General features: G+C 66.5%; 21 protein-coding genes and 1 riboswitch. Of the genes, 8 read left to right on the top strand and 13 right to left on the bottom strand.

The genetic code is table 11. The annotated features are described in order from the left end of the window. Positions 1 to 4: 4 nt before the first annotated feature. The 7 genes from dxs to JO391_RS17345 form a co-directional block, all read right to left on the bottom strand. Complete coding sequence (gene dxs, locus JO391_RS17375) at positions 5 to 1,918, bottom strand: 1-deoxy-D-xylulose-5-phosphate synthase (protein WP_220661694.1); 1,914 nt, start codon at positions 1,916 to 1,918, stop codon at positions 5 to 7. Positions 1,919 to 1,928: 10 nt separating this feature from the next. Further along, positions 1,929 to 2,798, bottom strand: coding sequence for a polyprenyl synthetase family protein (locus JO391_RS17370; protein ID WP_220661693.1), 870 nt, complete (start codon positions 2,796 to 2,798; stop codon positions 1,929 to 1,931). Continuing rightward, the gene (locus JO391_RS17365; RefSeq protein WP_220661692.1) at positions 2,795 to 3,031 is read right to left on the bottom strand and encodes an exodeoxyribonuclease VII small subunit; all 237 of its coding nucleotides are present in this window, start codon (positions 3,029 to 3,031) and stop codon (positions 2,795 to 2,797) included. Before JO391_RS17365 ends, JO391_RS17370 begins: the two co-directional genes overlap by 4 nt. Continuing rightward, positions 3,028 to 3,951, bottom strand: coding sequence for a histone deacetylase family protein (locus JO391_RS17360; protein ID WP_220661691.1), 924 nt, complete (start codon positions 3,949 to 3,951; stop codon positions 3,028 to 3,030). The genes JO391_RS17365 and JO391_RS17360 overlap by 4 nt, the downstream gene beginning before the upstream one ends. A gap of 64 nt (positions 3,952 to 4,015) precedes the next feature. Then, positions 4,016 to 4,720: a response regulator gene (locus JO391_RS17355; RefSeq protein ID WP_220661690.1), complete on the bottom strand. Its 705-nt coding sequence runs from the start codon at positions 4,718 to 4,720 to the stop codon at positions 4,016 to 4,018. A gap of 13 nt (positions 4,721 to 4,733) precedes the next feature. After that, entirely contained in the window at positions 4,734 to 5,243 is a 510-nt protein-coding gene (locus JO391_RS17350) for a MarR family winged helix-turn-helix transcriptional regulator (protein ID WP_220661689.1), read from the bottom strand. A 100-nt stretch (positions 5,244 to 5,343) separates the two neighbouring features. Beyond that, complete coding sequence (locus tag JO391_RS17345; RefSeq protein WP_220661688.1) at positions 5,344 to 6,585, bottom strand: alpha/beta fold hydrolase; 1,242 nt, start codon at positions 6,583 to 6,585, stop codon at positions 5,344 to 5,346. A 231-nt stretch (positions 6,586 to 6,816) separates the two neighbouring features. Between JO391_RS17345 and JO391_RS17340 the strand changes: the two genes are divergently transcribed. From JO391_RS17340 to JO391_RS17330, 3 genes are all read left to right on the top strand, one after another. Then, a complete protein-coding gene (locus JO391_RS17340; RefSeq protein ID WP_220661687.1) occupies positions 6,817 to 7,683 on the top strand; it encodes a branched-chain amino acid aminotransferase in 867 nt (288 codons plus the stop codon). A 126-nt stretch (positions 7,684 to 7,809) separates the two neighbouring features. Next, the gene (locus JO391_RS17335) at positions 7,810 to 9,822 is read left to right on the top strand and encodes an aldo/keto reductase (protein WP_220661686.1); all 2,013 of its coding nucleotides are present in this window, start codon (positions 7,810 to 7,812) and stop codon (positions 9,820 to 9,822) included. Between the two features lie 66 nt (positions 9,823 to 9,888). After that, positions 9,889 to 10,725: a ParB/RepB/Spo0J family partition protein gene (locus tag JO391_RS17330; protein WP_220661685.1), complete on the top strand. Its 837-nt coding sequence runs from the start codon at positions 9,889 to 9,891 to the stop codon at positions 10,723 to 10,725. Positions 10,726 to 10,898: 173 nt separating this feature from the next. On the opposite strand, the gene JO391_RS17325 is transcribed toward JO391_RS17330, so the two are convergent. Next, positions 10,899 to 12,401, bottom strand: coding sequence for a DUF262 domain-containing protein (locus JO391_RS17325; RefSeq protein WP_375155706.1), 1,503 nt, complete (start codon positions 12,399 to 12,401; stop codon positions 10,899 to 10,901). 100 nt (positions 12,402 to 12,501) lie between these two features. On the opposite strand from JO391_RS17325, the gene JO391_RS17320 reads away from it, so the two are divergent. After that, positions 12,502 to 13,271, top strand: a protein-coding gene (locus JO391_RS17320) for an IS5 family transposase (protein WP_375155668.1) whose coding sequence is annotated in 2 segments (ribosomal slippage) — positions 12,502 to 12,820 and positions 12,820 to 13,271 — 771 coding nt in all. Because the reading frame shifts where the segments join, the coding sequence is not laid out codon by codon here. Here JO391_RS17320 and JO391_RS21805 read toward each other — a convergent pair. After that, a complete protein-coding gene (locus JO391_RS21805) occupies positions 13,266 to 13,481 on the bottom strand; it encodes a DUF262 domain-containing protein (RefSeq protein ID WP_220661683.1) in 216 nt (71 codons plus the stop codon). The two genes, JO391_RS17320 and JO391_RS21805, sit on opposite strands and share 6 nt — an antisense overlap. 255 nt (positions 13,482 to 13,736) lie before the next feature. Then, the gene (aroC, locus tag JO391_RS17310) at positions 13,737 to 14,837 is read right to left on the bottom strand and encodes a chorismate synthase (RefSeq protein ID WP_220661682.1); all 1,101 of its coding nucleotides are present in this window, start codon (positions 14,835 to 14,837) and stop codon (positions 13,737 to 13,739) included. Between the two features lie 94 nt (positions 14,838 to 14,931). Beyond that, a riboswitch (TPP riboswitch) is annotated at positions 14,932 to 15,030 on the top strand. A gap of 38 nt (positions 15,031 to 15,068) precedes the next feature. On the opposite strand from aroC, the gene thiB reads away from it, so the two are divergent. The 4 genes from thiB to JO391_RS17290 are packed head-to-tail and all read left to right on the top strand — an operon-like array spanning position 15,069 to position 19,388. Beyond that, positions 15,069 to 16,052, top strand: coding sequence for a thiamine ABC transporter substrate binding subunit (gene thiB, locus JO391_RS17305; protein WP_220661681.1), 984 nt, complete (start codon positions 15,069 to 15,071; stop codon positions 16,050 to 16,052). Beyond that, the gene (locus JO391_RS17300; protein WP_220661680.1) at positions 16,049 to 17,575 is read left to right on the top strand and encodes an ABC transporter permease family protein; all 1,527 of its coding nucleotides are present in this window, start codon (positions 16,049 to 16,051) and stop codon (positions 17,573 to 17,575) included. The genes thiB and JO391_RS17300 overlap by 4 nt, the downstream gene beginning before the upstream one ends. Continuing rightward, positions 17,562 to 18,263 carry a thiamine ABC transporter ATP-binding protein gene (locus tag JO391_RS17295; RefSeq protein WP_375155673.1) on the top strand — a complete coding sequence of 234 codons (702 nt, stop codon included), beginning with the start codon at positions 17,562 to 17,564 and terminating at the stop codon, positions 18,261 to 18,263. The genes JO391_RS17300 and JO391_RS17295 overlap by 14 nt, the downstream gene beginning before the upstream one ends. A gap of 57 nt (positions 18,264 to 18,320) precedes the next feature. Continuing rightward, a complete protein-coding gene (locus JO391_RS17290) occupies positions 18,321 to 19,388 on the top strand; it encodes a DmpA family aminopeptidase (RefSeq protein ID WP_220661679.1) in 1,068 nt (355 codons plus the stop codon). Between the two features lie 150 nt (positions 19,389 to 19,538). Here JO391_RS17290 and arfA read toward each other — a convergent pair whose 3' ends face one another. The 3 genes from arfA to JO391_RS17275 all read right to left on the bottom strand — a co-directional run bounded on the left by arfA (position 19,539) and on the right by JO391_RS17275 (position 23,161). Further along, entirely contained in the window at positions 19,539 to 21,056 is a 1,518-nt protein-coding gene (gene arfA / locus JO391_RS17285; RefSeq protein WP_220661678.1) for an arabinosylfuranosidase ArfA, read from the bottom strand. 110 nt (positions 21,057 to 21,166) lie between these two features. Further along, entirely contained in the window at positions 21,167 to 22,096 is a 930-nt protein-coding gene (locus tag JO391_RS17280) for an ArsR/SmtB family transcription factor (protein WP_220661677.1), read from the bottom strand. 51 nt (positions 22,097 to 22,147) lie between these two features. Next, the gene (locus tag JO391_RS17275) at positions 22,148 to 23,161 is read right to left on the bottom strand and encodes a LacI family DNA-binding transcriptional regulator (protein ID WP_220661676.1); all 1,014 of its coding nucleotides are present in this window, start codon (positions 23,159 to 23,161) and stop codon (positions 22,148 to 22,150) included. Between the last annotated feature and the right edge of the window lie 18 nt (positions 23,162 to 23,179).

Raw genomic sequence — 23,179 nt, 5'->3', positions numbered from 1 at the left:
GGGGTCAGGCCCGCTTGCCCACCACTGCGATTCCCAGTGTGTCCAGCACCTTCGCCTCGATCCGCGCGGCGTCGAGGCCCGCCACGCGATACATCGCTTCGGGCGAGGCCTGGTCGATGAAGATGTCGGGCAGCACCATGCTGCGGTACTTCAGGCCGCTGTCGAAAACACCCTCTTCCGCCAGAAGCTGCGCGACATGGCTGCCGAAGCCGCCCACCGCGCCTTCTTCCAGCGTGATCAGCGCTTCGTGGTTGCGGGCGAGGTTCAGGATCAGGTCGCGGTCGAGAGGCTTGGCAAACCGCGCGTCGGCGACCGTGGCCGTCATCCCCCGCGCCGCCAGCGCCTCGGCCGCCTTCAGCGCCTCGGCCAGCCGCGTGCCAAAGGACAGCAGCGCCACGCGGCTGCCCTCGCGGATCACCCGGCCGCGGCCGATTTCCAGCGGAACGCCCTTCGCCGGCATTTCGCAGCCCACACCCTCGCCCCGCGGATAGCGAAAGGCGATGGGGCCCGCGTCATGCGCGGCGGCGGTGGCGACCATGTGGACCAGTTCCGCCTCGTCGGCGGCGGCCATCACCACGATGCCGGGCAGGTTGGCCAGGAAGGCCACGTCGAAGCTGCCGGCATGGGTGGCGCCATCGGCCCCCACCAGACCGGCGCGGTCGATGGCAAAGCGCACGGGCAGGCGCTGGATCGCCACGTCATGCACCACCTGGTCGTAACCGCGCTGCAGGAAGGTGGAATAGATCGCGCAGAAGGGCTTCATCCCCCCTGCCGCCAGGCCCGCGCTGAAGGTCACCGCGTGCTGTTCGGCGATGCCCACGTCAAAGCAGCGCTTGGGGAAGCGGTCGGCGAAGAGGTTCAGCCCCGTCCCGTCCGGCATGGCGGCGGTCACGGCGACAATCCGGCTGTCGGCCTCGGCCTCGCGGATCAGGCTTTGCGCAAAGACCTTGGTATAGCTGGGCGCGTTGGAAATCGCCTTGGCCTGCTGGCCGGTCAGCACGTCGAACTTGCCCGTGGCATGACCCTTGTCGGCGGCCCGTTCCGCCGGGGCATAGCCCTTGCCCTTCTTCGTCAGCACATGAATCAGCATCGGCCCGGTGGCCCGCGCATGGGCGGTGCGCAGCACGGGCAGCAACTGGTCCAGATCGTGACCGTCGATGGGGCCAAGGTAGCTGAACCCCAGCTCCTCGAACAAGGTGCCGCCCACGGCCATGCCCTTCAGCATCTCCTTCGCCCGGCGCGCGCCTTCCTGGAAGGGTTCGGGCAGCAGGCTCACCATGCCCTTGGCGGCCGACTTGAACTCCTGGAACGGCGCACCGGCGTAAAGCCGCGACAGATAGGCTGACAGCGCCCCGACGGGCGGGGCGATGGACATCTCGTTGTCGTTCAGGATGACGAACAGCCGCTTCTTGAGGTGGCCCGCGTTGTTCATCGCCTCGAAGGCCATGCCGGCCGACATCGAGCCATCGCCGATCACCGCCACCGCGTCGCCGGGATCGCCCCCCAGGTCCGCGGCGCAGACAAAGCCCAAAGCCGCCGAGATCGAGGTCGAGGAATGGGCCGCGCCGAACGGGTCATAAGGGCTTTCCGACCGCTTGGTGAACCCCGACAGCCCGCCCTCGGTCCGCAAGGTGCGGATGCGGTCGCGCCGACCGGTCAGGATCTTGTGCGGATAGCACTGGTGGCCGACGTCCCAGATGATCTTGTCGCGCGGGGTGTCGAACACGGCATGCAGCGCCACCGTCAGTTCCACCACGCCCAGACCGGCGCCCAGATGCCCGCCCGTCACCGACACCGCGCTGATGGTTTCGGCGCGCAGCTCGTCAGCCAGTTGGTGAAGCTCGCGGTCGGTCAGGCGCTTCAGGTCGGCGGGCAGGTGCACGCGGTCCAGAACCGGGGTCTTGGGTCGGTCGGTCATGCCTGCCCTTTCAGCTTTCGCGCGAGATAGTGAAGCGCGCGGCCTCCCGCAAGCTTTCCGCTGCCGCACCATAGGGGGCAAGCGCGGCGCAGGCCTCTTCCACCAGATCGGCGGCCCGGCGCCGGGCGCCCTCCAGCCCCAGAAGCGAGACGAAGGTGGCCTTGCCCGCTTCGGCATCCTTGCGCAGGGCCTTGCCGGCCTTGGCGGCATCCCCCGTCACGTCCAGGATGTCGTCGGCAATCTGGAAGGCCAGCCCCATCGCCCCGGCATAGGCCGACAACGCGGCCGGATCGGCCCCGGCGATCAGCGCCCCGGCCTCGGCCGAATGGCGGATCAGCGCGCCGGTCTTGCCGGCCTGCAGCGCGGTGATCTCGTCCAGCGTCAGCGGCCGGCCGGCGGTTTCCGCCGCGATGTCCAGCGCCTGGCCCAGCACCATGCCTTCCGCGCCGCTGGCGCGGGCAAGGCTCGCCACCAGCGCGATGCGGCGGTCGGCGGGGCCGATCACCGGGTCGGCCAGCAGTTCGAAGGCCAAGGTCTGCAAGGCATCGCCCGCCAGCACCCCCGTCGCCTCGTCCCACTTCACATGCACCGTGGGCTGGCCCCGGCGCAGCGCGTCGTCGTCCATGCACGGCAGGTCGTCATGCACCAGGCTATAAGCGTGCAGCGCCTCGACCGAAGATGCCACCGGCAGCGCGGCCACTGGCGCAATGCCATGCAGCGCGGCGGATTCCAGCACCAGGAACCCGCGCAGGCGCTTGCCGCCGCGCGCGGCATAGGCCATCGCCTCGACCACCGGCACCCGCGGTTTGCCCTCCAGAACCCCGGCCAGATGCGCCTCGATGCGGGCCGCCGCCGTGCCCAGCCTGTCGGTAAAGCTCACAGCCCCTCCGCCGGGGTGGTGCCGATGGCCTTGCCCTCGGCGGCGCGGATCAGTTCCACCTTGGCCTCGGCATCCTTCAGCTTGGCCGCGCAATGCACCTTCAGCGCCGCGCCGCGCTCGTAAAGCTCGATGGATTTCTCCAGCGGCACCTCGCCGCGTTCCAACTGGGCGACCACCTGTTCCAGCGCGGCCATCGCCTCTTCGAAACTCATCTTGGCGATGTCGTCGCTCATGGCGTCCCCCTTGCCAGTTCACCCACATGCGCCGCCACCGAGGCGGCCAGCGCCTCCAGATCATATCCGCCCTCCAGGGCCGATACCACCCGCCCGCCGCAGGTGCTTTCCGCCAGGTCCACGATCGCGGCGGTCAGCCAGGCGAAATCTTCCGCCTCCCATTCCAGGCCAGCCAGCGGGTCTGCCTCATGTGCATCGAACCCTGCGCTGACCAGCACCAGTTCGGGTTGCCAGCGCGCCAGATCGGCCAGAACCGGCCCCCAGGCCGCCCGCATCGCCGCGCGGCCCGATCCCGCCCGCAGTGGCAGGTTGGTGATCTGCCCATGGGCCCCGCGCTCGCCGGGCGCGCCCGTGCCGGGATAAAGCGGCATCTGGTGCGACGAGACAAAACGGATGCGGGGTTCGTCCCACAGCAAATCCTGCGTGCCGTTGCCGTGATGCACGTCGAAATCCAGCACGGCCACCCGCAACAGCCCGTGCAGATCCAGCGCCCGCTTCGCGCCGATGGCGACCGTGCCGAACAGGCAGAAGCCCATCGCCGTCGCAGTTTCCGCATGGTGCCCCGGCGGTCGCGCCGCCAGAAAGGCGCGCTTCGCCCCTCCGCCGACCACCTCATCCACCGCCGCCGCCATGCCGCCCACCGCCCGCAAGGCGGCATCCAGCGACCCTGGCGACAGGAAGGTGTCGCCATCCAGTTGCGCCCAGCCCTCGCGCGGCACCGCCGCCGCCACCCGGTCGGCATAGGCCCGCGGATGACAGCGCGTCACCTCGTCCAGCCCGGCCAGCGGCGCCGCGACGCGCGTCACCGGCAACCCGGCCAACCCCCGCTCCACTGCCGCCAGCCGCTCCACCCGTTCCGGATGGCCTGGCGGCGTGACATGGCGGGCGCAACCGGGATGCGACAGGACAAGAACGCTCACGGGCTTCCTCTTCGGGAAAGAACTCTCGGGGGGGCCAGGGCAGCGCCCCGACTGCCGGCCCCTCTCAATCCGGCTGCAGCATGTAGCCTTCGCCGCGCACCGTCTGCAGGTAGCGCGGCTGTTTGGGGTCCGCCTCGATCTTGCGGCGCAGCCGGGTGATCTGCACGTCCACCGCCCGCGCTTCCGGGTTGGTCTCGTCGGCCCGGCCCAGGTCGCCGGTCAGCCGGTCGCGGCTGATGGGCTGGCCCGGCTCGGCGGCAAAGATCCGCATCAGCGCCGCCTCGGTTGCCGTCAGGCGCACCAGCTCGGGCCCCCGCCACAGCTCGCCCCGCTCCACGTCATAGCGCGCCTCGCCCAGCGTCAGCATCTTGGGCACCGTCTCGGCCGGCCGCGCCGCGGGCACGCGGCGGAGGATGGCGTTGATGCGCAGCAGCAGTTCCTTCGGCTCGAAGGGCTTGGCCAGATAATCGTCCGCCCCGGCCTCCAGCCCCGCGATACGGTTCTCGGTCTCGCCCCGCGCGGTCAGCAGAAGGATCGGAGTGGCCATGCGGCGGCGCAAGTCGCGGGTGAAGCTGATGCCATCCTCGCCCGGCATCATCACGTCCAGCACCATCAGGTCGAATTCCAGCCCGGCAATCAGGCGGCGCGCCTGCGCCGCATCGCGCGCGGTCGTCACGAGGTATCCGCTGCGGACAAGGAACTTCTGCAACAGGCCGCGGATGCGCTCGTCGTCATCGACGATCAGAAGATGCAGCTGCAGTTCGGTCACGCGCCACCCTCTTTCATCCGCCACTCTCTTTCATCCGGTTGTACTGGCGTCGCATCTCCGGGTCCATCATCGCCTCCAGCACCTGTCGGAAGCCCTGCACCGCCTGCGGCCCGGCGGCGCGATAGGCCGCGCGCATCCGCGCCCGCTGTGCATCCGACAACTCGCGCTCCAGCGCGGCGCCCTTTTCCGTCAGGTGCAGATGTCGTTCGCGGCGGTCCTGCCGGCCGACGCGCTGTTCCACCAACCCGTCCTCGACCAGCGTGCGCAGCACCCGGTTCAGGCTCTGCTTCGTCACCCCCAGGATGGCCAGCAGGTTCGAAACGGTGGTGCCGGGGCTGCGATGGATGAAGTGCAGCGCCCGGTGATGGGCGCGGCCATAGTCCATGCCTTCCAGGATGCGGTCCGGGTCGGCGGTGAAGCCGCGATAGGCGAAGAACATCGCCTCGATCCCCTTGCGCAGCTGTTCGTCCGTCAGGAACAGCAGGCTCTCGCCCCCGCCCTGGCTTCCCGAACCTTCCCCCATCCTGCCTGTCCTCCGGCGCCGGTCCGGCGATGTCATCCCGGCGCCAAGTATCCTTCGCCCGTGCGGCAAGGTCCAGCCCGAAGGCTGGACCGCCGGCGTATCACGGGGCAGCCTTCGGCAGGTCGCCGCAGTTCGAGGCCGTGGCCTTGACGGCAAAGCGGTCGGCCATCCAGGCCAGCGCGACGGGCGCACCCTCGCTCATCGCCCCGTCATGGTCGGCGCCGAGCACGACACGGTATTCCAGGTCGTTGCCGCCTGCGCACAGCTGTTCCGCCAGCGTGTCGGTGGCCGAGGGGAAGACGGTCACGTCCTTGTCGCCCTGCAGGATCAGCGTCGGCACCGCGATCTTCAGCGCGCCGGGCTCGTTCTGCGCTGCCACCTCCAGAAAGGCGGTCAGGTCGGGCTCGGGCAGGAACTGATCCTTCGCAATCGCGCTCGCCCAATGCCCTTCGGTCAGCGCGTGGCTCATGCACTGGTCATAAAGCTCGGGCAGCGCCGCGATGGCCTCGGCCGACAGGATCCGGTCCAGCGCAATTTCGGGATAGGTGGTGGAGTAAGAGATCAGCACATAGGCCACATAGGGCACCGACAGCTCGACCTTGTCGGAGTCTCGCACAAGGTCCAGCCGGCTGGCGATCTGCGATCCCGGCGCCATGGCGATGTTGCCCACCAGTTCGAACCCCTCCAGGTCGCCCGGCCCTTCGGCGGCGGTGAACAGGTCGGCATGACCGCCCTGCGAATGGCCCATCACCGCATAGCGCGTGCCGATCTCCGGCTCCAGGCTGCGTGCGGCGCGCAGCATGTCCAGCGCGTTCCAGCCGTTTGGCTTGCCCTGCAGGAAGGGGTGGAAACCGCCCGTGCCCAGCCCCTGGTAATCGGTCGCCACCACGGCGTAGCCCTGTGCGACGAACTGGTCCAGAAGCCCTCGGATCACCTCAATGTATTCGTGTTCCGGCCCGGTGTCCGTATCGCGCGACGGCCCGCAGACGGCGGCCAGCCCCGTTGTGCCATGCGTCCAGATGATCACCGGCCAGCCGGTCGCGGGCGGCACGCCTTTCGGCACCGATATCGTGCCGGTCACCGCCACAGGCGCCCCTGACGGATCGCGAGACTGGTACATGACCAGCGTGTTCCGCGCCGCGCTCGGCAACGCCATCGTGCCCGCCAGCGCCCGTGCGCGCAGCACCGATCCGGCTTCGCCCGCCGGCAAGGGGTCGGGAATGTCATAGAAGGCCAGACCCTCCGGACCGGCGGCGACTTCGGCCATGGCCGGGGCAACAGCACCCATGGAAAGGCAAAGCGTCAGGGCGAGGGGAAGAAACGCACGGCGGGAACGGGTCAAGGCAAGCTCCTTCTGCAATCCTGACGTGCAGATTGAGTCGGATAGCTTGACGATAACAAGACACAAACCCGGCAGGAGCCGCGCCCCAGATGCCACCACGGGGAATTTAAGTCAGCCTTGTTGACATTACTGGAATCACTTGTTAGCTGGGCCGGGCAAAAGATGAAAGATTATGTCCGACACGGACCTATCTGACGCAACATTCGCAAAGGCCTCGCGGAGGAGACCGGTATGGCAAGCTATGACGATCGCGACGGGTTCATCTGGATGGATGGCAAGCTGGTGGAATGGCGCGGCGCGAACGTGCACATCCTGACCCATGCGCTGCACTATGCTTCGGCCGTCTTCGAAGGCGAACGCTGCTACAGCGGCAAGATCTTCAAGGGCACCGAACATTCGGAACGCCTGATCCATTCCGGCAAGCTTCTGGACATGGACATCCCCTTCACGGTCGCCGAAATCGACGCGGCCAAGGCCCAGGTGCTCAAGGCCAATGGCCTGACCGATGCCTATGTCCGCGCCATCGCCTATCGCGGCGCGGGCGAGGAAATGGGGGTCGCCTCGCTGGCCAACCCGGTGCGCCTGGCCATCGCCTGCTGGACCTGGGGCGCCTATTACGGCGATGCCAAGTTCAAGGGCGCCAAGCTGGATATCTCCAAGTGGAAGCGTCCCTCGCCGGAAACCATCCCGTCCGAGGCCAAGGCCGCCGGTCTTTACATGATCTGCACCATGTCCAAGCACGCAGCGATGGCCAAGGGCTGCAGTGACGCGATGATGTTCGACTATCGCGGCTATGTGGCCGAGGCGACGGGCGCCAACATCTTCTTCGTCAAGGACGGTGAGGTGCACACGCCCAAGGCCGACTGCTTCCTGAACGGCATCACCCGCCAGACGGTGATCGGGATGCTCAAGGACATGCAGGTGAAGGTGCACGAACGCCACATCCTGCCGGAAGAGCTGGAAAGCTTCGAACAGTGCTGGCTGACGGGTACCGCCGCCGAAGTCACTCCGGTCGGCGAGATCGGTCCCTACAATTTCGAGGTCGGCGAACTCACCCGCCGCGTGGCGACGGAATACGAAAAGCTGGTCCGTGCCTGATCGTCGGACAATTGCGCAAAGGGGGGCGGGCCTGTCCCGCCCCTTTTCTTACCCCGGTTTAGTAAATTTTTACCTTCCGTAAGGTCACCCCGCCTGCTAGCCTCCCTGCAAGAGGGAGGACTCACCATGACCATTCGCTGGGGCATCATCGGCCCGGGCGCGATCGCCCACAACTATGCAGACGGTCTCGCGCAGTCGACAGCCGGCAAGCTTGTCGCCCTTGCCGGCCGCGACGCGGCGCGCCGCACGGCCTTTGCCGAACGCTATGCCATCGCGGAAGGCAAGCGTTACGCCGATCACAAGGCGCTGCTGGCCGACCCCGATGTGGATGCCGTCTACATCTCCACCCCGCATCCCTGGCACGCCGAACTGTCCATTGCGGCGCTGCGCGCGGGCAAGCATGTGCTGTGCGAAAAGCCCGCGGGCATGAACGCGGCCGAGGTGGTGGCGGTGACGGAAGTGGCGGCGCAAGAGGGCCGCTTCTTCATGGAAGCCTACATGTACCGCTGCCATCCCCAGATCGCCCGCGTGCTGGAGATCATTGCCGCCGGTGAAATCGGAACGCCCGCTCACATTTCCACCAGCTTCGGCTTCAACGCCCCCTACCGCGACGGCTCGCGCCTCTACGACCCCGCGCTCGGCGGCGGCGGCATCCTCGATGTGGGCGGCTATCCGGTCTCGCTCGCCCGCCTCATCGCCGGCGCAGCCGAAGGCAAGCCCTTCGCCGACCCCGTCGCCGTCAAGGGCATCGGCACCCTCGCCCCCACCGGCGTGGATGCCGTGGCCTATGGCCTGATGTCCTTCGCCTCAGGATTCACGGCGGAAATCGCCGTTGCCGTTGCCCGCACCATGGCCAACAACGCCACCATCACCGGCACCGCCGGCCGCATCGTCATCGACGATCCCTGGGTCCCCGGTCGCAACGCCGGCCCCTCCGACGCCACGATCCACATCACCACCGGCGCCGACACCCGCACCGAAACCCTGCGCGATCCCCGGATGCTCTTCGCCTTCGAGGCCGAACTGGTCAGCCGCGCCATCGCCGAGGGCCGCCTCCAGGCCCCCCACCCCGCGCCCTCCCACGCCGACAGCATCGGCAACAACACCGCGCTCGACGCCTGGCGCGCCGAACTCGGCTACCGCACGGTGCAGGAACTCCCCGCCACCAACCGCATCCTCCCCGGCGTCCTGCCCGCCTCCGCTCCCCGCGTCCCCGTCACCCACATCGACGGTGTCGCCAACCCCGTCTCGCGCCTCATCATCGGCTGCGACAACCGCAACACGCTCGCCGAAGGCGCCATTGTCTGGGACGCCTGGTGGGAGGCCGGCGGCACCACCTTCGACACCGGCTTTGTCTATGGCGGCGGCCTGCACGAAAAGGTCCTGGGCGATTGGCTCAAGACCCGCGGCCTGCAAAAGGACGCCGTGGTCATCGCCAAGGGCGCCCACAGCCCCTACTGCCTCCCCGGCGCGATCGAGGCGCAACTGACCATCTCGCTCGACCGGCTCGGCCTCGACCACGCCCCCATCTACATCATGCACCGCGACAACCCCGCCGTCCCGGTGGGCGAGTTCGTCGATGCCCTGAACCGCCTGCGCGCCGCCGGCCGCATCGGCATCTTCGGCGGCTCCAACTGGTCGCCCGCCCGCATCGCCGAGGCCAACGCCTATGCCGCCGCCCAGGGCCTGCAGGGCTTCACCCTCCTCAACAACAACCTCTCGCTCGCGGTGATGGAACGCCCGGTCTGGCCCGGCTGCATCTCGTCCAACGACCCGGCCACCCTTGCCACGCTGCGCCAGGGCGGGCTCGTCCACCTGTCCTGGTCCAGCCAGGCCCGCGGCTACTTCCTGCCCGAGCCGCTGCGCAACCGCCTGCCCGCCGACACCGCGCCCGAAACCTGCTTCGGCAGCCCGGCCAATGCCGAACGCCGCCGCCGCGCCGAACAGCTCGCCGCCGAAAAGGGCGTCAGCGCGCACAACATCGCCACCGCCTGGGTGCTCTCGCAGCCCTTCCCCTCGCTCGCCCTCATCGGCCCGCGCAGCCCGGGCGAGATCCTGTCCACCCTGCCCGGCGCCACGCTTGCCCTGACCGGGGCCGAGGTGCTCTGGCTCAACCTGGAACGCGACACGCCCGCCTGACCCGCGCGCTGCCGCAACCCCGCATCAACCACCCCGCTCCTTTCCTGTCCGGGAAAGGAGCTTCCCATGCTGCACCTCCCCCTCTCCGCCATCGACGCCCAGGCCCTGCCGCGCGACCGCACCACGCTCGACCCGCAGGCGCTCGACGCCCTCGCCGCCTCCATCGCCGCCGAAGGCCTGCGCCAGCCCATCGAGGTCTTCGAACTGGCCACCCCCTCCGGCCCCCTCCGTTACGGCCTCATCTCGGGCCTGCGCCGCCTCACCGCCCACCAGCGCCTCGCCACCTGCAACCCCGCCTTCGCCACCATCCCCGCGATCCTGCGCACCCCCGCCGACCTGCCCGCCGCCATGGCCGCCATGGTGACCGAGAACGAGATCCGCGAACCCGTCTCGCCGTGGGAGAAAGCCTCCCTCCTCCTCACCGCCGTCGAGCAGGGCCTCTTCCCCACGCCCGACGCCGCAATCGCCGGCCTCTTCCCCCATTCCCCCCGCCAGACCCGCGCCCGCCTCCGCGCCGCGGTCGAGGTCCTCTCCGCCCTCGACGGCGCCTTCACCACCCCCGAACGCCTCTCCGCCGCCCGCATCGACGCCCTCGCCCTCGCCCTCCGTCTGGGGTTCGAGGACGCGCTGGCCGAGGCCCTCCACCCCCTCCGCGGCAAGCCGCTCGATGCGCAATGGCAGGCCATCGCCCCCCTCCTCGCCGAATCCCGCTCGCCGAGGGGAGCCCCCGGCCTCACCCCCGGCCGCCCCCGCCGCACCCTCACCCTCCGCCAGGGCCTGACGATCCGCCGCGAGATGACCCGCACCGGCTGGCTCCTCCGCTTCTCCGGCCCCGAAGCGCGCTCCGGCGGCCTCATCGACGACGTGCTGGACGAGGTGGAGCGGCTGTTTCAGGTGAGGTGAGGGACGTCGCAGGGTAGGGTGGGGTTCCACCCCACCATGCGACCATAGCCACCCAGCGGCGACGACTGAGCCGCGAATGCTCTCTGCCGTGCCAGCAATGGTGGGGTAGAACCCCACCCTACGGCTCGCTGTTTCAGGTGAGGTGAGGGGGGGCGGTCGCCCTACGGCCCGTCCTATTCGTGTAGCTGCGATACACGCCAGATCCCGGTTGCATGTCGAGCTTGGATACCCTGCCTGCGCGCAACGGAATCCGGCGTCCAATCACTGTACTCAGATGGAATCGAAGAAGTTGAAGCCAACCCGCTTGATGAAAGCAAACCCTTCTTCACTTCATAGTCGTGGTTTCCGGCCGCCTGATTGCGGCTCGGCTCAATAAGCGCCAAATTGCCAAGCCTATACACGTCGGATTTGGCCTCTGTCTCGCTAAACTGACGCCATCCAGCACCTGGTCTTTCCGGCAGGATATGCTCAATGGTGAGCTCAGCGCTATCGGGCGCTAGACCGCTCTGATGCTGCTCAAGCTTAGATAGAATGTATCGAACGACCTGCTTGTTCCTGCTGCCAGACGTATCAAAGGATTTTGATGCAAAGTTAGCACGAAACAGATCATCGTTGGGATAGATCGAGCGAAGCTCACTTATTATGGACGCAGCTGATGGCAGTCTGCCCTGAGAGATTTCTATAGCAACTCGGGAGTAGACACGTTCCTGCTCTGCGGGTTGAAGGTTAGAAATTACGTTGTATCTGAAACTAAGCCTTACGATCGCGTCCAATACCTGTGAAAAGGCGGAAGGAACCTGTCGTTTTAGAGCCATTAGGAGCGCAAACGGCTGACGGACGCTAAACATCTTAAGGAGTCTGGCGTTCTCGCGGTCATCCGCCGGCCAGCTTGATGTTTCCGGATCGGTGAGTGCAAGAAAGGTTTCCAGTGAGTCCTCAAGCCCAGACAAGAGTGCGTATGCTTCTGCCCTAGTTGTAATGCTACGCTTAATGACCTTGAAGAGGTCCGATTCCCTTACGAAGGAGTGTGTGGCACCCCAGTAGGCCCGCAGGAACGACGTGACATTCTCCGACTGAAGTCTTTCGAGGATGTCCGACCAGCGCACTTCGACTCGGTCCAGTTCCTCATCATGGGCCTCGGCCGTAGCGTCCCTGCTAATAACCGAAAAGAGATAATTCTTGAGCAAATCAGGAGCGGAGAGTTTCACTCCCCGGGCGTTAAGCGTTTCGAATACCTTGTAGGCGTTAAGATCATCATCGACGACAATCTTTGTGAAGAACAGGCCGCGGCTCATTCGATCTATTAGCCCAGCCAGAATGGCGCCATGGTCATCTTCTGGCCGGGAAAGGGACTCGAGATAGCTCCCCGTTTGACGAAGGAACCACTCTGTGGCACGCCGCATTGAATGCTCCGATGCCTTAAAGCCCCTGACGGGCATATCGCGAAGGGTCGCAAGAAAGTTCTGATAGTAGTGATCGTTATTTCTGTTCAGTGTTATCTTTGGTCGTACAACGAGTGATACCGGATCCAACTGTCCAATATATGATCGGCGAATCTCCTGCAGCCTTAGTTGGTTGCGTTCAGCGTCAACGCCAGAGCTAATTAGGCTGTTGATCCTCCTTAGTGCTGCGAGCACGATTATTGACAGAGTTGTTAGCCGCTGCTGACCGTCAATTACATCTACTTCGAGGTTTGATTTCGGCTGGAGGACTAGGCTCAGGACCCATTGATATTGCTGTTTGGGTATGATTCAGGCTCCGTGAGGAGACTGAACTATGAGCAACCTTTTCTGGCTGACGGACGCTCAGATGGCGCGACTTCAGCCCTTCTTTCCGAAGAGCCATGGCAGACCGCGTGTCGATGATCGGCGGGTCCTGAGCGGGATAATCTTCATCAATCGCAATGGCTTGAGGTGGTGCGATGCGCCCAAGGAGTATGGCCCGCCCAAGACACTCTACAACCGCTGGAAGCGGTGGAGTGACAAGGGCGTCTTCGCTCGGATGATGCACGGCCTGGCCTCGGAGGCCGCCACTCCGAAGACGGTGATGATCGACGCGACTTACCTGAAGGCGCACCGCACGGCGAGCAGCCTGCGGTCGAAAAAGGGGGCGACGGAGACCAACGGGGGCGCGCGATCGGCCGAACCAAAGGGGGCATGAACACAAAGTTGCACGCTGTCACCGATGCCGACGGCCGCCCGATCCGCTTCTTCATGACATCGGGCCAGGTCAGCGACTACACGGGTGCGGCGGCCCTGTTGGGCGGCCTGCCGAAGGCGGAATGGTTGCTGGCTGACAGGGGCTATGACGCCGACTGGTTCAGAGATGCGTTGAAGGACAAGGGGATAAGGCCCTGCATCCCAGGCCGCAAGTCGCGCAGCAAGCCCATCAAGCACGACAAGCGCCGCTACAAACGTCGCAACAGGATCGAGATCATGTTCGGCAGGCTCAAGGACTGGCGAAGGGTCGCCACACGCTACGACCGATGCCCGAAGGTGTTCCTATCCGCCATAGCCCTCGCTGCCACCGTCATGTTCTGGCTATGAAACGAGAACGAGTCCTGACCCTAGGTATCCCATGTAGTGAGAAGTCTCTGTGTTATCTCGAATTAGGTCTAGGATGTCCGACCAAAGATCTTCCCAGTGTTCCTCTTTCCAGCTGTAGTCCCTTTGAAATCGCGGGATTCTATAGATGTCTCCCCCAGAAAGAAGCTGCCGATACGACTCGTTGGAAGTATTGAATGCGCTCGCCGGCATGTAAGACGCTCCCGAAGTACCATCGCTTACAGTTCTACTTGGTTTAGGAGCCAAGACAATCCTAAGGCCTCGATTAACCTTCGGCGAGCATGTCCATCGCCCGAACAGTCATCGCACCCACTGGATTGGGTCGCACTATGACGCTTGCGCTAGTCTTGACGTCCCCAATCCTTAAGTCCAAGTTAATCCGCGCCCGTAACCCGTTGAAATCCCTCACTCCGACCAGGCGTCCGAGCTCGGACGCCCTCGGCCGCCTCAGCCGATCACCCCCCGAGCCCCGCCGGTCTGGCCGCGGTCCAGGAGCAGGTGGTCCAGGATCACCAGGGCCATCATCGCCTCCCCCACCGGCACCGCCCGGATGCCCACGCAGGGGTCGTGGCGGCCCTTGGTCACCAGGTCCACCTCCTCCCCGGCCGAGTTCACCGTGGCCCTGGGCGTCAGGATCGAAGAGGTCGGCTTCACCGCGAACCGGCAGACCACCGGCTGCCCCGTGGAAATCCCCCCCAGAATCCCCCCGGCATGGTTGGTCAGGAACAAAGGCCCTTCCGGCCCCATCCGGATCTCATCGGCATTCTCCACCCCGGTCAGCGCGGCCGAAGCCATCCCCTCCCCGATCTCCACCCCCTTCACGGCATTGATGGACATCATGGCCGAGGCCAGGTCGGCATCCAGCTTCCCATAGAGCGGCGCCCCCAGCCCCGGCGGCACGCCCTCCGCCACCACCTCGATCACCGCGCCCACCGAATTGTGGGCCAGCCGCAGCTCATCCAGGTAGCCGGCCCAGTCGGCGGCGGCCACAGGATCGGGGCACCAGAACGGGTTCCTCTCGATCTCGGCCGCATCGAACCGGCCGCGGTCGATGCCCCGGCTCCCCATCTGGACCATGTAGCCCGTGATCTTCAGCCCCGGCACCAGCTTGGCCAGCACCGCCCGAGCGACCCCGCCCGCCGCGACCCGTGACGCCGTCTCCCGCGCCGAGGACCGCCCGCCGCCGCGATAGTCCCTGACCCCGTACTTCAGGTGGTAGGTGATGTCCGCATGCCCCGGCCGGAACGCCCGAGCAATGTCGCCATAGTCCTTGGACCGCTGGTCGGTGTTCTCGATCATCAGCTGGATCGGAGTGCCCGTCGTCACCCCCTCGAACACCCCCGACAGGATGCGCACCTCGTCCGCCTCCCGCCGCTGCGTGGTGAACTTCGAAGTGCCGGGCTTGCGGCGGTCCAGCCAGGGCTGGATGTCGGCCTCGGTCAGAGCCACGCCGGGCGGGCAGCCGTCGACCGTGCAGCCAATGGCCGGCCCGTGGCTTTCGCCCCAGGTGGTGAAGCGGAACAGGTGGCCGAAGGTGTTCAGGCTCATGGTCAGGCTCCTTTGCCCGCCGCAATAGGCCAAACCGGCACAAAACGGAACCGGCTTCCTGCCCCTTGCACCCCACGCCACGCCCCCTATGATCAACGGCACCTCGGGGTGGCCTTGCGGCCTGAGATGCGAAAGCGGACCCGTTGAACCTGAACCGGATCATGCCGGCGGAGGGAAGGTGCATGGGTTTCTCCATCCCGACCTGAACCGTCGCGTCAATGGAGAAACGATATGAGATACCTCCTTGCCGCGGGACTGATGGGCGCTGCCACGATGGCAGCCGCCGAGACGCCCGTTCTGACTGTGCTGACCTATGACAGCTTCACCTCTGAATGGGGTCCCGGCCCCATCATTGAAAAGGCGTTCGAGGCCGAATGTGCCTGCGACCTGCGCTTTGTGACCGGGGGCGACGGCGCGGCGCTTCTGTCGCGGCTGAAGATGGAGGGCGCGGCCTCCGAGGCGGATGTCGTGTTGGGCCTGGACACCAACCTGACCGCCGAGGCCACGGCGACCGGTCTTTTCGCCCCTCATGGGCAAGACTGGGGTGCAAACCTGCCCATCGCCTTCGCCGACCCCAACTTCGTCCCTTATGACTGGGGCTGGTTCGCATTCGTGTATGACAAGACCAAGCTCGCCTCCCCGCCGAAAGGTTTCGAGGACCTGGCGGCTTCGGACGTGAAGATCGTCATCCAGGACCCGCGGTCCTCGACCCCCGGCCTTGGCCTGGTGCTTTGGGTGAAGCAAGCCTATGGCGACCGGGCGGGCGAGATCTGGACGGGCCTGGCCGACAACATCGTGACCGTTACGCCCGGCTGGTCCGAGGCCTATGGCCTGTTCCTGAACGGCGAGGCCGACATGGTGCTGAGCTATACCACCTCGCCCGCCTATCACATCGGCGCCGAGAAGGATGACAGCAAGGCCGCCGCGCCCTTTGTCGAAGGCCAGTACCTGCAGGTCGAAGTGGCGGGCAAGCTGGCCGCCACCGACCAGCCCGAACTGGCCGACAAGTTCCTGGCCTTCATTGGCACGGATGCCTTCCAGACCGCGATCCCCGAGACGAACTGGATGTACCCGGCGGTGACGCCGGCAGCCGGCCTGCCGGCGAGCTTTTCCACCCTGATCCAGCCGGAAAAGACCCTGCTGATCCCCCCGGCCGAGGTGCCAGAGATCGCCAAGGCGGCGGTCGAAGAATGGCGGGCGGCGCTGTCGCAATGACACTGCGGCTGGCCGCCCTTTCGGTGGCGGCCCTCCTCGCGGTGCTGATCCTCGGCACCGCCCTTGCCGTTGCGCTGAATGGTGGGGCCGCCGGGCTGACGGCAGGAGACTGGGCTGCGGTGCGGTTTTCGCTGACCCAGGCGGCGCTGTCGGCGCTGTTCTCGACACTGCTGGCCATACCCGTCGCCCGTACCATCGCGCGGCGGCACTTTCCCGGTCGGGGGTGGCTCATCACCCTGACCGGGGCGCCGTTTCTGCTGCCGGTTATCGTGGCGGTTCTGGGCCTGCTGGCGATCTTTGGCAGGGCCGGTCTGGTGAACCGGCTGCTGGAGGCGGTCGGCCTGCCGGGCATGACGATCTATGGCCTGCATGGCGTGGTGATCGCCCATGTCTTCCTGAACCTGCCGCTGGTGGTGCGGATGCTGCTTTTGGGCTGGACAGCCATTCCGGCAGAACGGTTCCGGCTGGCGCAGTCTTTGGACATGGGAGCGGGTGCCGTGTTCCGGCACCTGGAGATGCCGATGCTGCGCGCCGTGCTGCCGGGGGCGGCGCTGACCGTGTTCGTGATCTGCCTGTCCAGCTTTGCCGTCACACTGATGCTGGGCGGCGGGCCGAGGGCAACGAGCGTCGAGCTTGCCATCTATCAGGCACTGCGCTTCGACTATGACCCGCCCCGAGCGGCGGCCCTGTCCGCCTTGCAGTTCATACTCTGCTCCGGGGCAGTGCTGCTGGCTGGCCTGATCGCCCGGCCCGCGGGTTTTGGCGGCGGGTTGGATCGGGGCGAGGCGATCCCGGCCCCCGGCGGATGGCGGCGGCTTGTGGATGCGGCGGTAATCGCGCTGGCGGCGGTGCTGTTGTCGCTGCCCATTGGGGCCGTGGTGGCCGGGGGACTATCCGGGCTCCACGAACTCCCCGCCTCGCTTGCTCCCGCACTGCTGCGGTCCACTGCCGTCGCGCTGGCGTCGTCGGCGCTGTCCGTGTCGGCGGCGCTTGTGCTGGCCCTTGCCGTGGCGCGGGGGCAACGGGGCATCGAACTGGCGGCGACCCTTCCGCTTGCCGCTTCGGCGCTGGTGATGGGCACGGGGCTGTTCTTGATCCTGCGGCCCTGGGTTTCCCCCGAAGGCTTGGCTCTGCCGGTGACGATGATGGTGAATGCCACTCTGTCCCTTCCCTTCGTGTTCCGCCTGCTGCTGCCCGAAGCAAGGACCCTGCTGGCCGATTGGTCGCGGCTGATGGCCTCGCTGGACATGGAAGGGCGCGCGGCGCTGCGGTGGGTCATCCTGCCTCGGCTGGCGCGTCCCCTAGGTTTTGGCGCGGGGCTGGCTGCGGCCCTGTCCATGGGCGACCTGGGCGTCATCGCGCTTTTCGCCGGCGAACGGCAAGAGACACTGCCGCTCCTAGTGCAGCGCCTGGCCGGGGCCTATCGGATGGAGGCGGCGGCAAGTGCGGCGCTGGTGTTGGTGACGGCCACCTTCACGATCTTCGCTCTGCTGGAGAGGGGGGGACGTCTTGTCAGGGCTTGAGTTGCAGGACGTGGTGCTGGCGCAGGAAGGCTTCCGTCTTACCGCGAGTCTCACCGTGCCGAAGGGCACGACGGCGGCGGTGATCGGGCCGTCCGGTGCGGGCAAGTCCACGCTGGTCTCGGCCATCGCGGGGTTCTTCCCGCCGGTTTCGGGACGGATCCTGTGGGAAGGCATCGACATTGGAGGGCTTCCCCCGGGGAAGCGGCCGCTGACCGTGCTGTTCCAGGACCAGAACCTGTTTCCCCACCTTACAGTGGCTCAGAACCTGGGGCTTGGCCTTTCACCGCGCCTGAAACTGACCGCAACCGACCACGACCGGATCGAGGCCGCCCTGGCTCGCGTGGGTCTCTTGGGTCTTGGCGCGCGGCGGCCGGCTGAGTTGTCGGGCGGTCAGGCCAGCCGCGCCGCCTTGGCGCGTGCGCTCTTGCGGGCGCGGCCGATGCTGCTGCTGGACGAGCCTTTCGCCGCCCTCGGGCCGGGGCTGAAAGCCGAAATGCTGGATCTGGTGGCCGAGGTAGCCGGAGAGACCGGCGCGACGGTGCTGATGGTCACGCATGATCCGTCGGATGCCCGTCGCATCGCGCCCCTGACCTTGCTGGTGGCGGACGGCGTGGCACACCCGCCCGTGCCGACGGGCGCGCTGCTGGATGACCCGCCGCCGGCGCTGGCGGCCTATCTGGGGCACTGATGGGGCTTTCCCTTGGGCTGCCGCAGTGGTTTCGTGGGACGGAAGAAGGAGGATCCCATGCCCATCCGTGCCCGCGACCTTGGCCTGCCGTTTCCCGGCACGCCCGGCCCCCTGAACGCCATCACCGACCTGCCCGGCGTGTCGGTCGGGTTTTGCACGCTGACCGACCCGTCGCGGGACATGCGAACCGGAGTGACGGCCATCCTGCCGCGCGACGACCGGGGGCAGCCGCTGCCGGTCTGGGCGGGTTTCCACGCCCTGAACGGCAACGGCGAGATGACGGGGACGCACTGGATCCATGACGCGGGCTATATCATCGGGCCGGTCTGCATCACCAACACCCACGGGATCGGGGCGGTGCATCATGGGGCGACGCGGTGGATGATGGGGCGGTATGCCGAATTCTTCGAGGGCGAGCATGCCTGGGCGATGCCGGTGGTGGGCGAGACCTATGACGGGATCCTGAACGACATCACCGCGCTGCATGTGAGCCCCGACCATGCCATTGCGGCGCTGGATGCGGCGGTGGGGGGGCCGGTGGCGGAAGGATCGACCGGCGGGGGCAACGGGATGATCTGCTACGGCTTCAAGGGCGGGACGGGGACGGCCTCGCGGCTGGTCACGATCGGGGAGCGGACCTACACGGTGGGGGTGCTGCTTCAGGCCAACTTTGGGCGGCGGCCCTGGCTGAGCATCCTGGGCAAGCCGGTGGGCAAGCTGATCCCGGAGGGGGAGTTCAACCGGAAGGACCTCGGGTCGGTCATCGTGGTGGTGGGGACCGATGCGCCGCTGTCGGCGGTGTCCCTGAGGCATGTGGCGCGGCGGGCGGGGATGGGGATCGCGCGGACGGGGACGCCGGGGGGGAATTCCTCGGGCGACCTGTTCCTGGCCTTCTCGACCGCCAACCCGATCCCGATGCCCGAGGTTTCCGGGCCGCTTCTGGCCAAGGAGGAGCTGAACCCCGAGCATATCGACCCCCTTTACCTTGCCGCGGTGGAGGCGGTGGAGGAGGCGGTGGTCAATGCCATGGTGGCGGGGGAGGACGTGGCCACGGTCAAGCCGCGGGGGCGGGTGATCCCGGCGCTGGACCATGACCGGCTGCGGTCCATCTTTGCCGCCGGCTAGGCGTCCGAGCTCGGACGCTTGGTCCGATCCAATGATTTCAATGGGTTGCGCGCGCGTCTTTACTTGGACTTAAGAATTGTCCGAGGGCCCGGACGCGGGGGGCGAAGGAGAGTCCGGGGGCGCCGTCTGCGACGCGCCCCCGGAGGCCGCTCAGGCCGCGGTCGAAACGCGGATCATCTGCCAGGAATAGGGGGGTAGCCTGGCGGTGAGACGGGCGCCTTCGACGCTGGCCCCGGTTCCCTTGTGCGGCACGACGGCAGTCTGGTTGGCAAGGTTGTTCACCGCGCGCAGATCGGCATGGGTCATCACCTGGTGGTCGATGACCCTGGCCGCGCCGAAGCCCTGAAGCGCGAGGTCAAGCTCGAAGCTTTCGTTCGGGTGGCGGTTCACGGCGAAGAAGGTGAGGTTGCCGGTTTCCTCGTCATGCACGCCGGCGATGTCGATGTAGGGCACGTTGTCGGCGATATCGGCGTCGTAGCCGGGGCTGCGCACCGCAAGGTTCAACGCGGTTCCGCGACCGTAGATCGAGGCGAAGTAGTAGGGATAGTAGATCGTCTGCCGCCAGGCCGCGCCGCCCGGTTCGGTCATGATCGGGGCGATCACGTTCACCAGCTGCGCGATGCAGGCGATCTTCACCACGTTCGACTTGCGGATGAAGGTGTTCAGGATGCAGCCGACCTGAAGCACATCCTCGAAGTTGTAGATGTCTTCCAGAAGCCGCGGCGCGTGGGGCCAGCCTTCGGCGCCGGCGAGGATCGCGCGGTCCTGTTCGTTGGAGTGATACCAGACGTTCCATTCGTCGAAGCTGATGTAGACATCGTGCCTTGACCGCTTGTTCGCCTTCACCAGATTGATGGTCGATTCCACCGTGGTGATGTAGCGGTCGAGTTTTTCGTTCAGCGCCAGATAGTTGGCGGTGTTGCCCGAGCGGTTGCCGAAGTACATGTGCAAGCTGATGTGGTCCACCGACTCGTAGCTGTGTTCCAGCACGATCCGTTCCCATTCGGGATAGGTCTTCATGTCGGAATTGGACGAGCCGCAGACCACCAGTTCCAGAGACTTGTCGAAGGCACGCAGCGTCTTGGCCGTTTCATTGGCGAGGCGGCCATATTCATCGGCCGTCTTGTGTCCGACCTGCCAGGGGCCGTCCATCTCGTTCCCCAGGCACCAGAGCCGGCAATCGAACGGGTCAGCGCGGCCGTTCTTCTTGCGCAGATCGCCCCAATAGCTGCCGGTCGGGCCGTTGACGTATTCGACGAAGTTGCGCGCTTCGTCGAGGCCGCGGGAGCCGAGGTTGATGGCGAGCATCGGCTTGGTGCCGACAAGGTCGCACCAATCGACGAATTCATGGACGCCGACCTGGTTCGAGTCGGAGGTGTGCCAGGCAAGATCGAGCCGCACGGGGCGGTTTTCGCGCGGGCCGACGCCATCTTCCCAGTTGTAGGCCGAAACGAAATTGCCACCCGGATAGCGGACGAAGGGAATGTTCAGGTCGCGCACCAATTGGGCCACATCGCCCCGCATCCCGTTGGCATCGGCGGTGGGGTGGCCGGGTTCGTAGATGCCGCTGTAGATCGCCCGGCCGAGATGTTCGAGAAATGCGGAATAGACGCGGTCGTCGATCCGCGCGATGGTAAAATCCTTGTGGGCTGTAACGCTGGCCTTCATCGCTCCGTCCCTCCCCGACGGGCCGACCGGCGAGCCGGCGGCTTTCATATCGAATGATCCGATATACATCAGGAAATCGGAAGCATCGTCAAGCCCCGAGTTCGGCCCGGTCAGCGGCGCGTCACGACCCGCATGACGATGTCCTGATCGTAGTTGCCGAAGCCGCGGCCAAAGATGTTGAGGCCGCCGGGGTGGCGGGCGGTGTCCTTGACCCCGATTCGGAAGCGGATCGAGCGATGCGCGGCGAGGTCGAGGTCGACCAGCGAGACGGGGGACATCTTCATTCCATCCAGATAGGTGCCGTCATGGGTGACGCGCACCGTCTTGAGCATCCCGTACTGGCTGCCCTTCAGCTTCCACCAATCGGGAGTATAGACACCGCGCTTGTCGCCGTAATCGCCGGGCGAGGTCCAGGTGCCCACGTCGATCTGGTTGACGGAAAAGGTGATGTCCGAGGGCCAGTCGGCCGCGGTGCCGGGCACTTCGGACGACAGTTCCATACTGAATTCGACGGCTTCCAGCTCTCCGCCCATCAGTTTCAGGTTGTTGGGGAACTGGTATTCGACATAGCCGCGGGTGAACCAGATCAGCCCCGCGCTCATCCGGCCGGGGTCAAGGAAGGTGTCGGGCACGTCGAGCAGGCCGACGATGCCTTGGGTCGAACACAGGCCGCAGGGCGCCGTGACCTCGCACGAGGTGTAAAGGCCAAGCGGCATCGCCACTTCGATCCGGTCGGATCCGGCGGTGGCCGGATCCTTCTTGAACATGACGAGAACCTCGTCGAACAGCGTGTGGCAGACCTTCTGGTTGCCCTTTTTCGCCCGTGCAGTCTCGGTGCGGATCAGCCCCGCCTCTTCCAGCATCTGCACGTTGGCCGAGACCGAGGATTGCGGCAGTTCCAGTGCGGCAGATATGGCGTTGACGTTCTGCGGACCCTGATCATGCAGGAGTTTCAGGATGTTGACGCGCACCGGCGAGGACAGCGCCTTCAGGGTTTCGATCCCTTCCAGCGGGTCGACGATCAGGAAATTCCGGCTCATACGGGCTGCTTTCGATAGCTTCCGCCCTGAGTATCAGGATTTCTGTTTCAGTCAATCGCGGCAGGGCGGGGCGACCGAGCCGCGGCGGATGATGTCGCAGTCGATCTTGACCCGGCGGGGTTCTGCGCCCCGGCCTTCGGCGCGCGCGATCAGGTCCTGCACCGCCCAACGGGCCATTTCCTCGTGCGGGAGCACCATGGTGGTCAGCGGCGGTTGCAGCGTGGCGGCGATGTCGTCGTTGTCGAAGCCCACGACCGAGACATCCTGCGGCACGCGCAGGCCGCGGTGCTCCAGCGCCTCGTAACAGCCAAGCGCCACGCGGTCGTTGTAGCAGAAGAAGGCGGTGGGCGGATCGGGCAGGTCGAGAAGTTCGAGCGTGCGCGCCCGGCCGGTGAGCGCCGTCCAGGTGGGGCCGGCGACAAGTGCCGGGTCGAAGGGCAGGTCGGCCGAGGCGAGGGCGCGGCGGTAGCCAAGCGTGCGGTCGCGCGTCGCCTCGGCCCAGGTTTCGCCCTGCAGATGGGCGATGCGGCGGTGGCCGGCCTGGATCAGCTCTGTCGTGGCGGCAAAGGCGCCGGTGACATCGGCGGGAACCACGGAATCCAGCGTCCTGTCGGCGGCGTGACAGTTCAGCAGGACGCAGGGCAGGCCGGCAAGCGAAGGGGGCGGCTGGACGATGCGGGTCATCAGCCGGGCGTAGAGCACGCCGATGCAGCCGATGGCGCGCAGGGTTTCTATGGCGGCGGCCTCGGTCGCCGGATCGGCGCCGGTGCAGATGGTGGAGACCAGCGCGCCGTTTTCGGCGGCCTCCAGCCGGGCGCCTTCCAGGAAGGGGGCGGCGAATGGGGTGGTCATCACTTCGTCGATCAGGAGGCCGATGACCTTGACATCGGTGGTGCGGGCCAGGCCGCCGCGGCGGACATAGCCCATCTCTTGGGCCACGGCCTTGACGCGGGCGCGGGTGTCTTCGGACACGCGGGCCGAGGCGACGCCGCCCAGCACCAGCGAGACCGTGGCCTGCGAGACCCCGGCGCGCTGTGCGATGTCGATCATGGTCGGCCGCTTCACGTCTTCCCCCGGAAATTG

This window comes from Neotabrizicola shimadae, assembly GCF_019623905.1.
Lineage (GTDB): Bacteria > Pseudomonadota > Alphaproteobacteria > Rhodobacterales > Rhodobacteraceae > Neotabrizicola > Neotabrizicola shimadae.
Note: the sequence above shows the minus strand (reverse complement) of the source record. Positions and strands in the feature narration are given on the sequence as shown.

Bases quoted from the DNA above. Each gene is read 5' to 3' on its own strand.
- JO391_RS17290 (WP_220661679.1), top strand. From the start codon at position 18,321: ATGCCCATCCGTGCCCGCGACCTTGGCCTGCCGTTTCCCGGCACGCCC.
- JO391_RS17280 (WP_220661677.1), bottom strand. From the start codon at position 22,096: ATGAGCCGGAATTTCCTGATCGTCGACCCGCTGGAAGGGATCGAAACC.
- thiB (WP_220661681.1), top strand. From the start codon at position 15,069: ATGAGATACCTCCTTGCCGCGGGACTGATGGGCGCTGCCACGATGGCA.
- JO391_RS17330 (WP_220661685.1), top strand. From the start codon at position 9,889: ATGCTGCACCTCCCCCTCTCCGCCATCGACGCCCAGGCCCTGCCGCGC.
- dxs (WP_220661694.1), bottom strand. From the start codon at position 1,918: ATGACCGACCGACCCAAGACCCCGGTTCTGGACCGCGTGCACCTGCCC.
- arfA (WP_220661678.1), bottom strand. From the start codon at position 21,056: ATGAAGGCCAGCGTTACAGCCCACAAGGATTTTACCATCGCGCGGATC.
- JO391_RS17340 (WP_220661687.1), top strand. From the start codon at position 6,817: ATGGCAAGCTATGACGATCGCGACGGGTTCATCTGGATGGATGGCAAG.
- JO391_RS17300 (WP_220661680.1), top strand. From the start codon at position 16,049: ATGACACTGCGGCTGGCCGCCCTTTCGGTGGCGGCCCTCCTCGCGGTG.
- aroC (WP_220661682.1), bottom strand. From the start codon at position 14,837: ATGAGCCTGAACACCTTCGGCCACCTGTTCCGCTTCACCACCTGGGGC.
- JO391_RS17350 (WP_220661689.1), bottom strand. From the start codon at position 5,243: ATGGGGGAAGGTTCGGGAAGCCAGGGCGGGGGCGAGAGCCTGCTGTTC.
- JO391_RS17335 (WP_220661686.1), top strand. From the start codon at position 7,810: ATGACCATTCGCTGGGGCATCATCGGCCCGGGCGCGATCGCCCACAAC.
- JO391_RS21805 (WP_220661683.1), bottom strand. From the start codon at position 13,481: ATGCCGGCGAGCGCATTCAATACTTCCAACGAGTCGTATCGGCAGCTT.
- JO391_RS17365 (WP_220661692.1), bottom strand. From the start codon at position 3,031: ATGAGCGACGACATCGCCAAGATGAGTTTCGAAGAGGCGATGGCCGCG.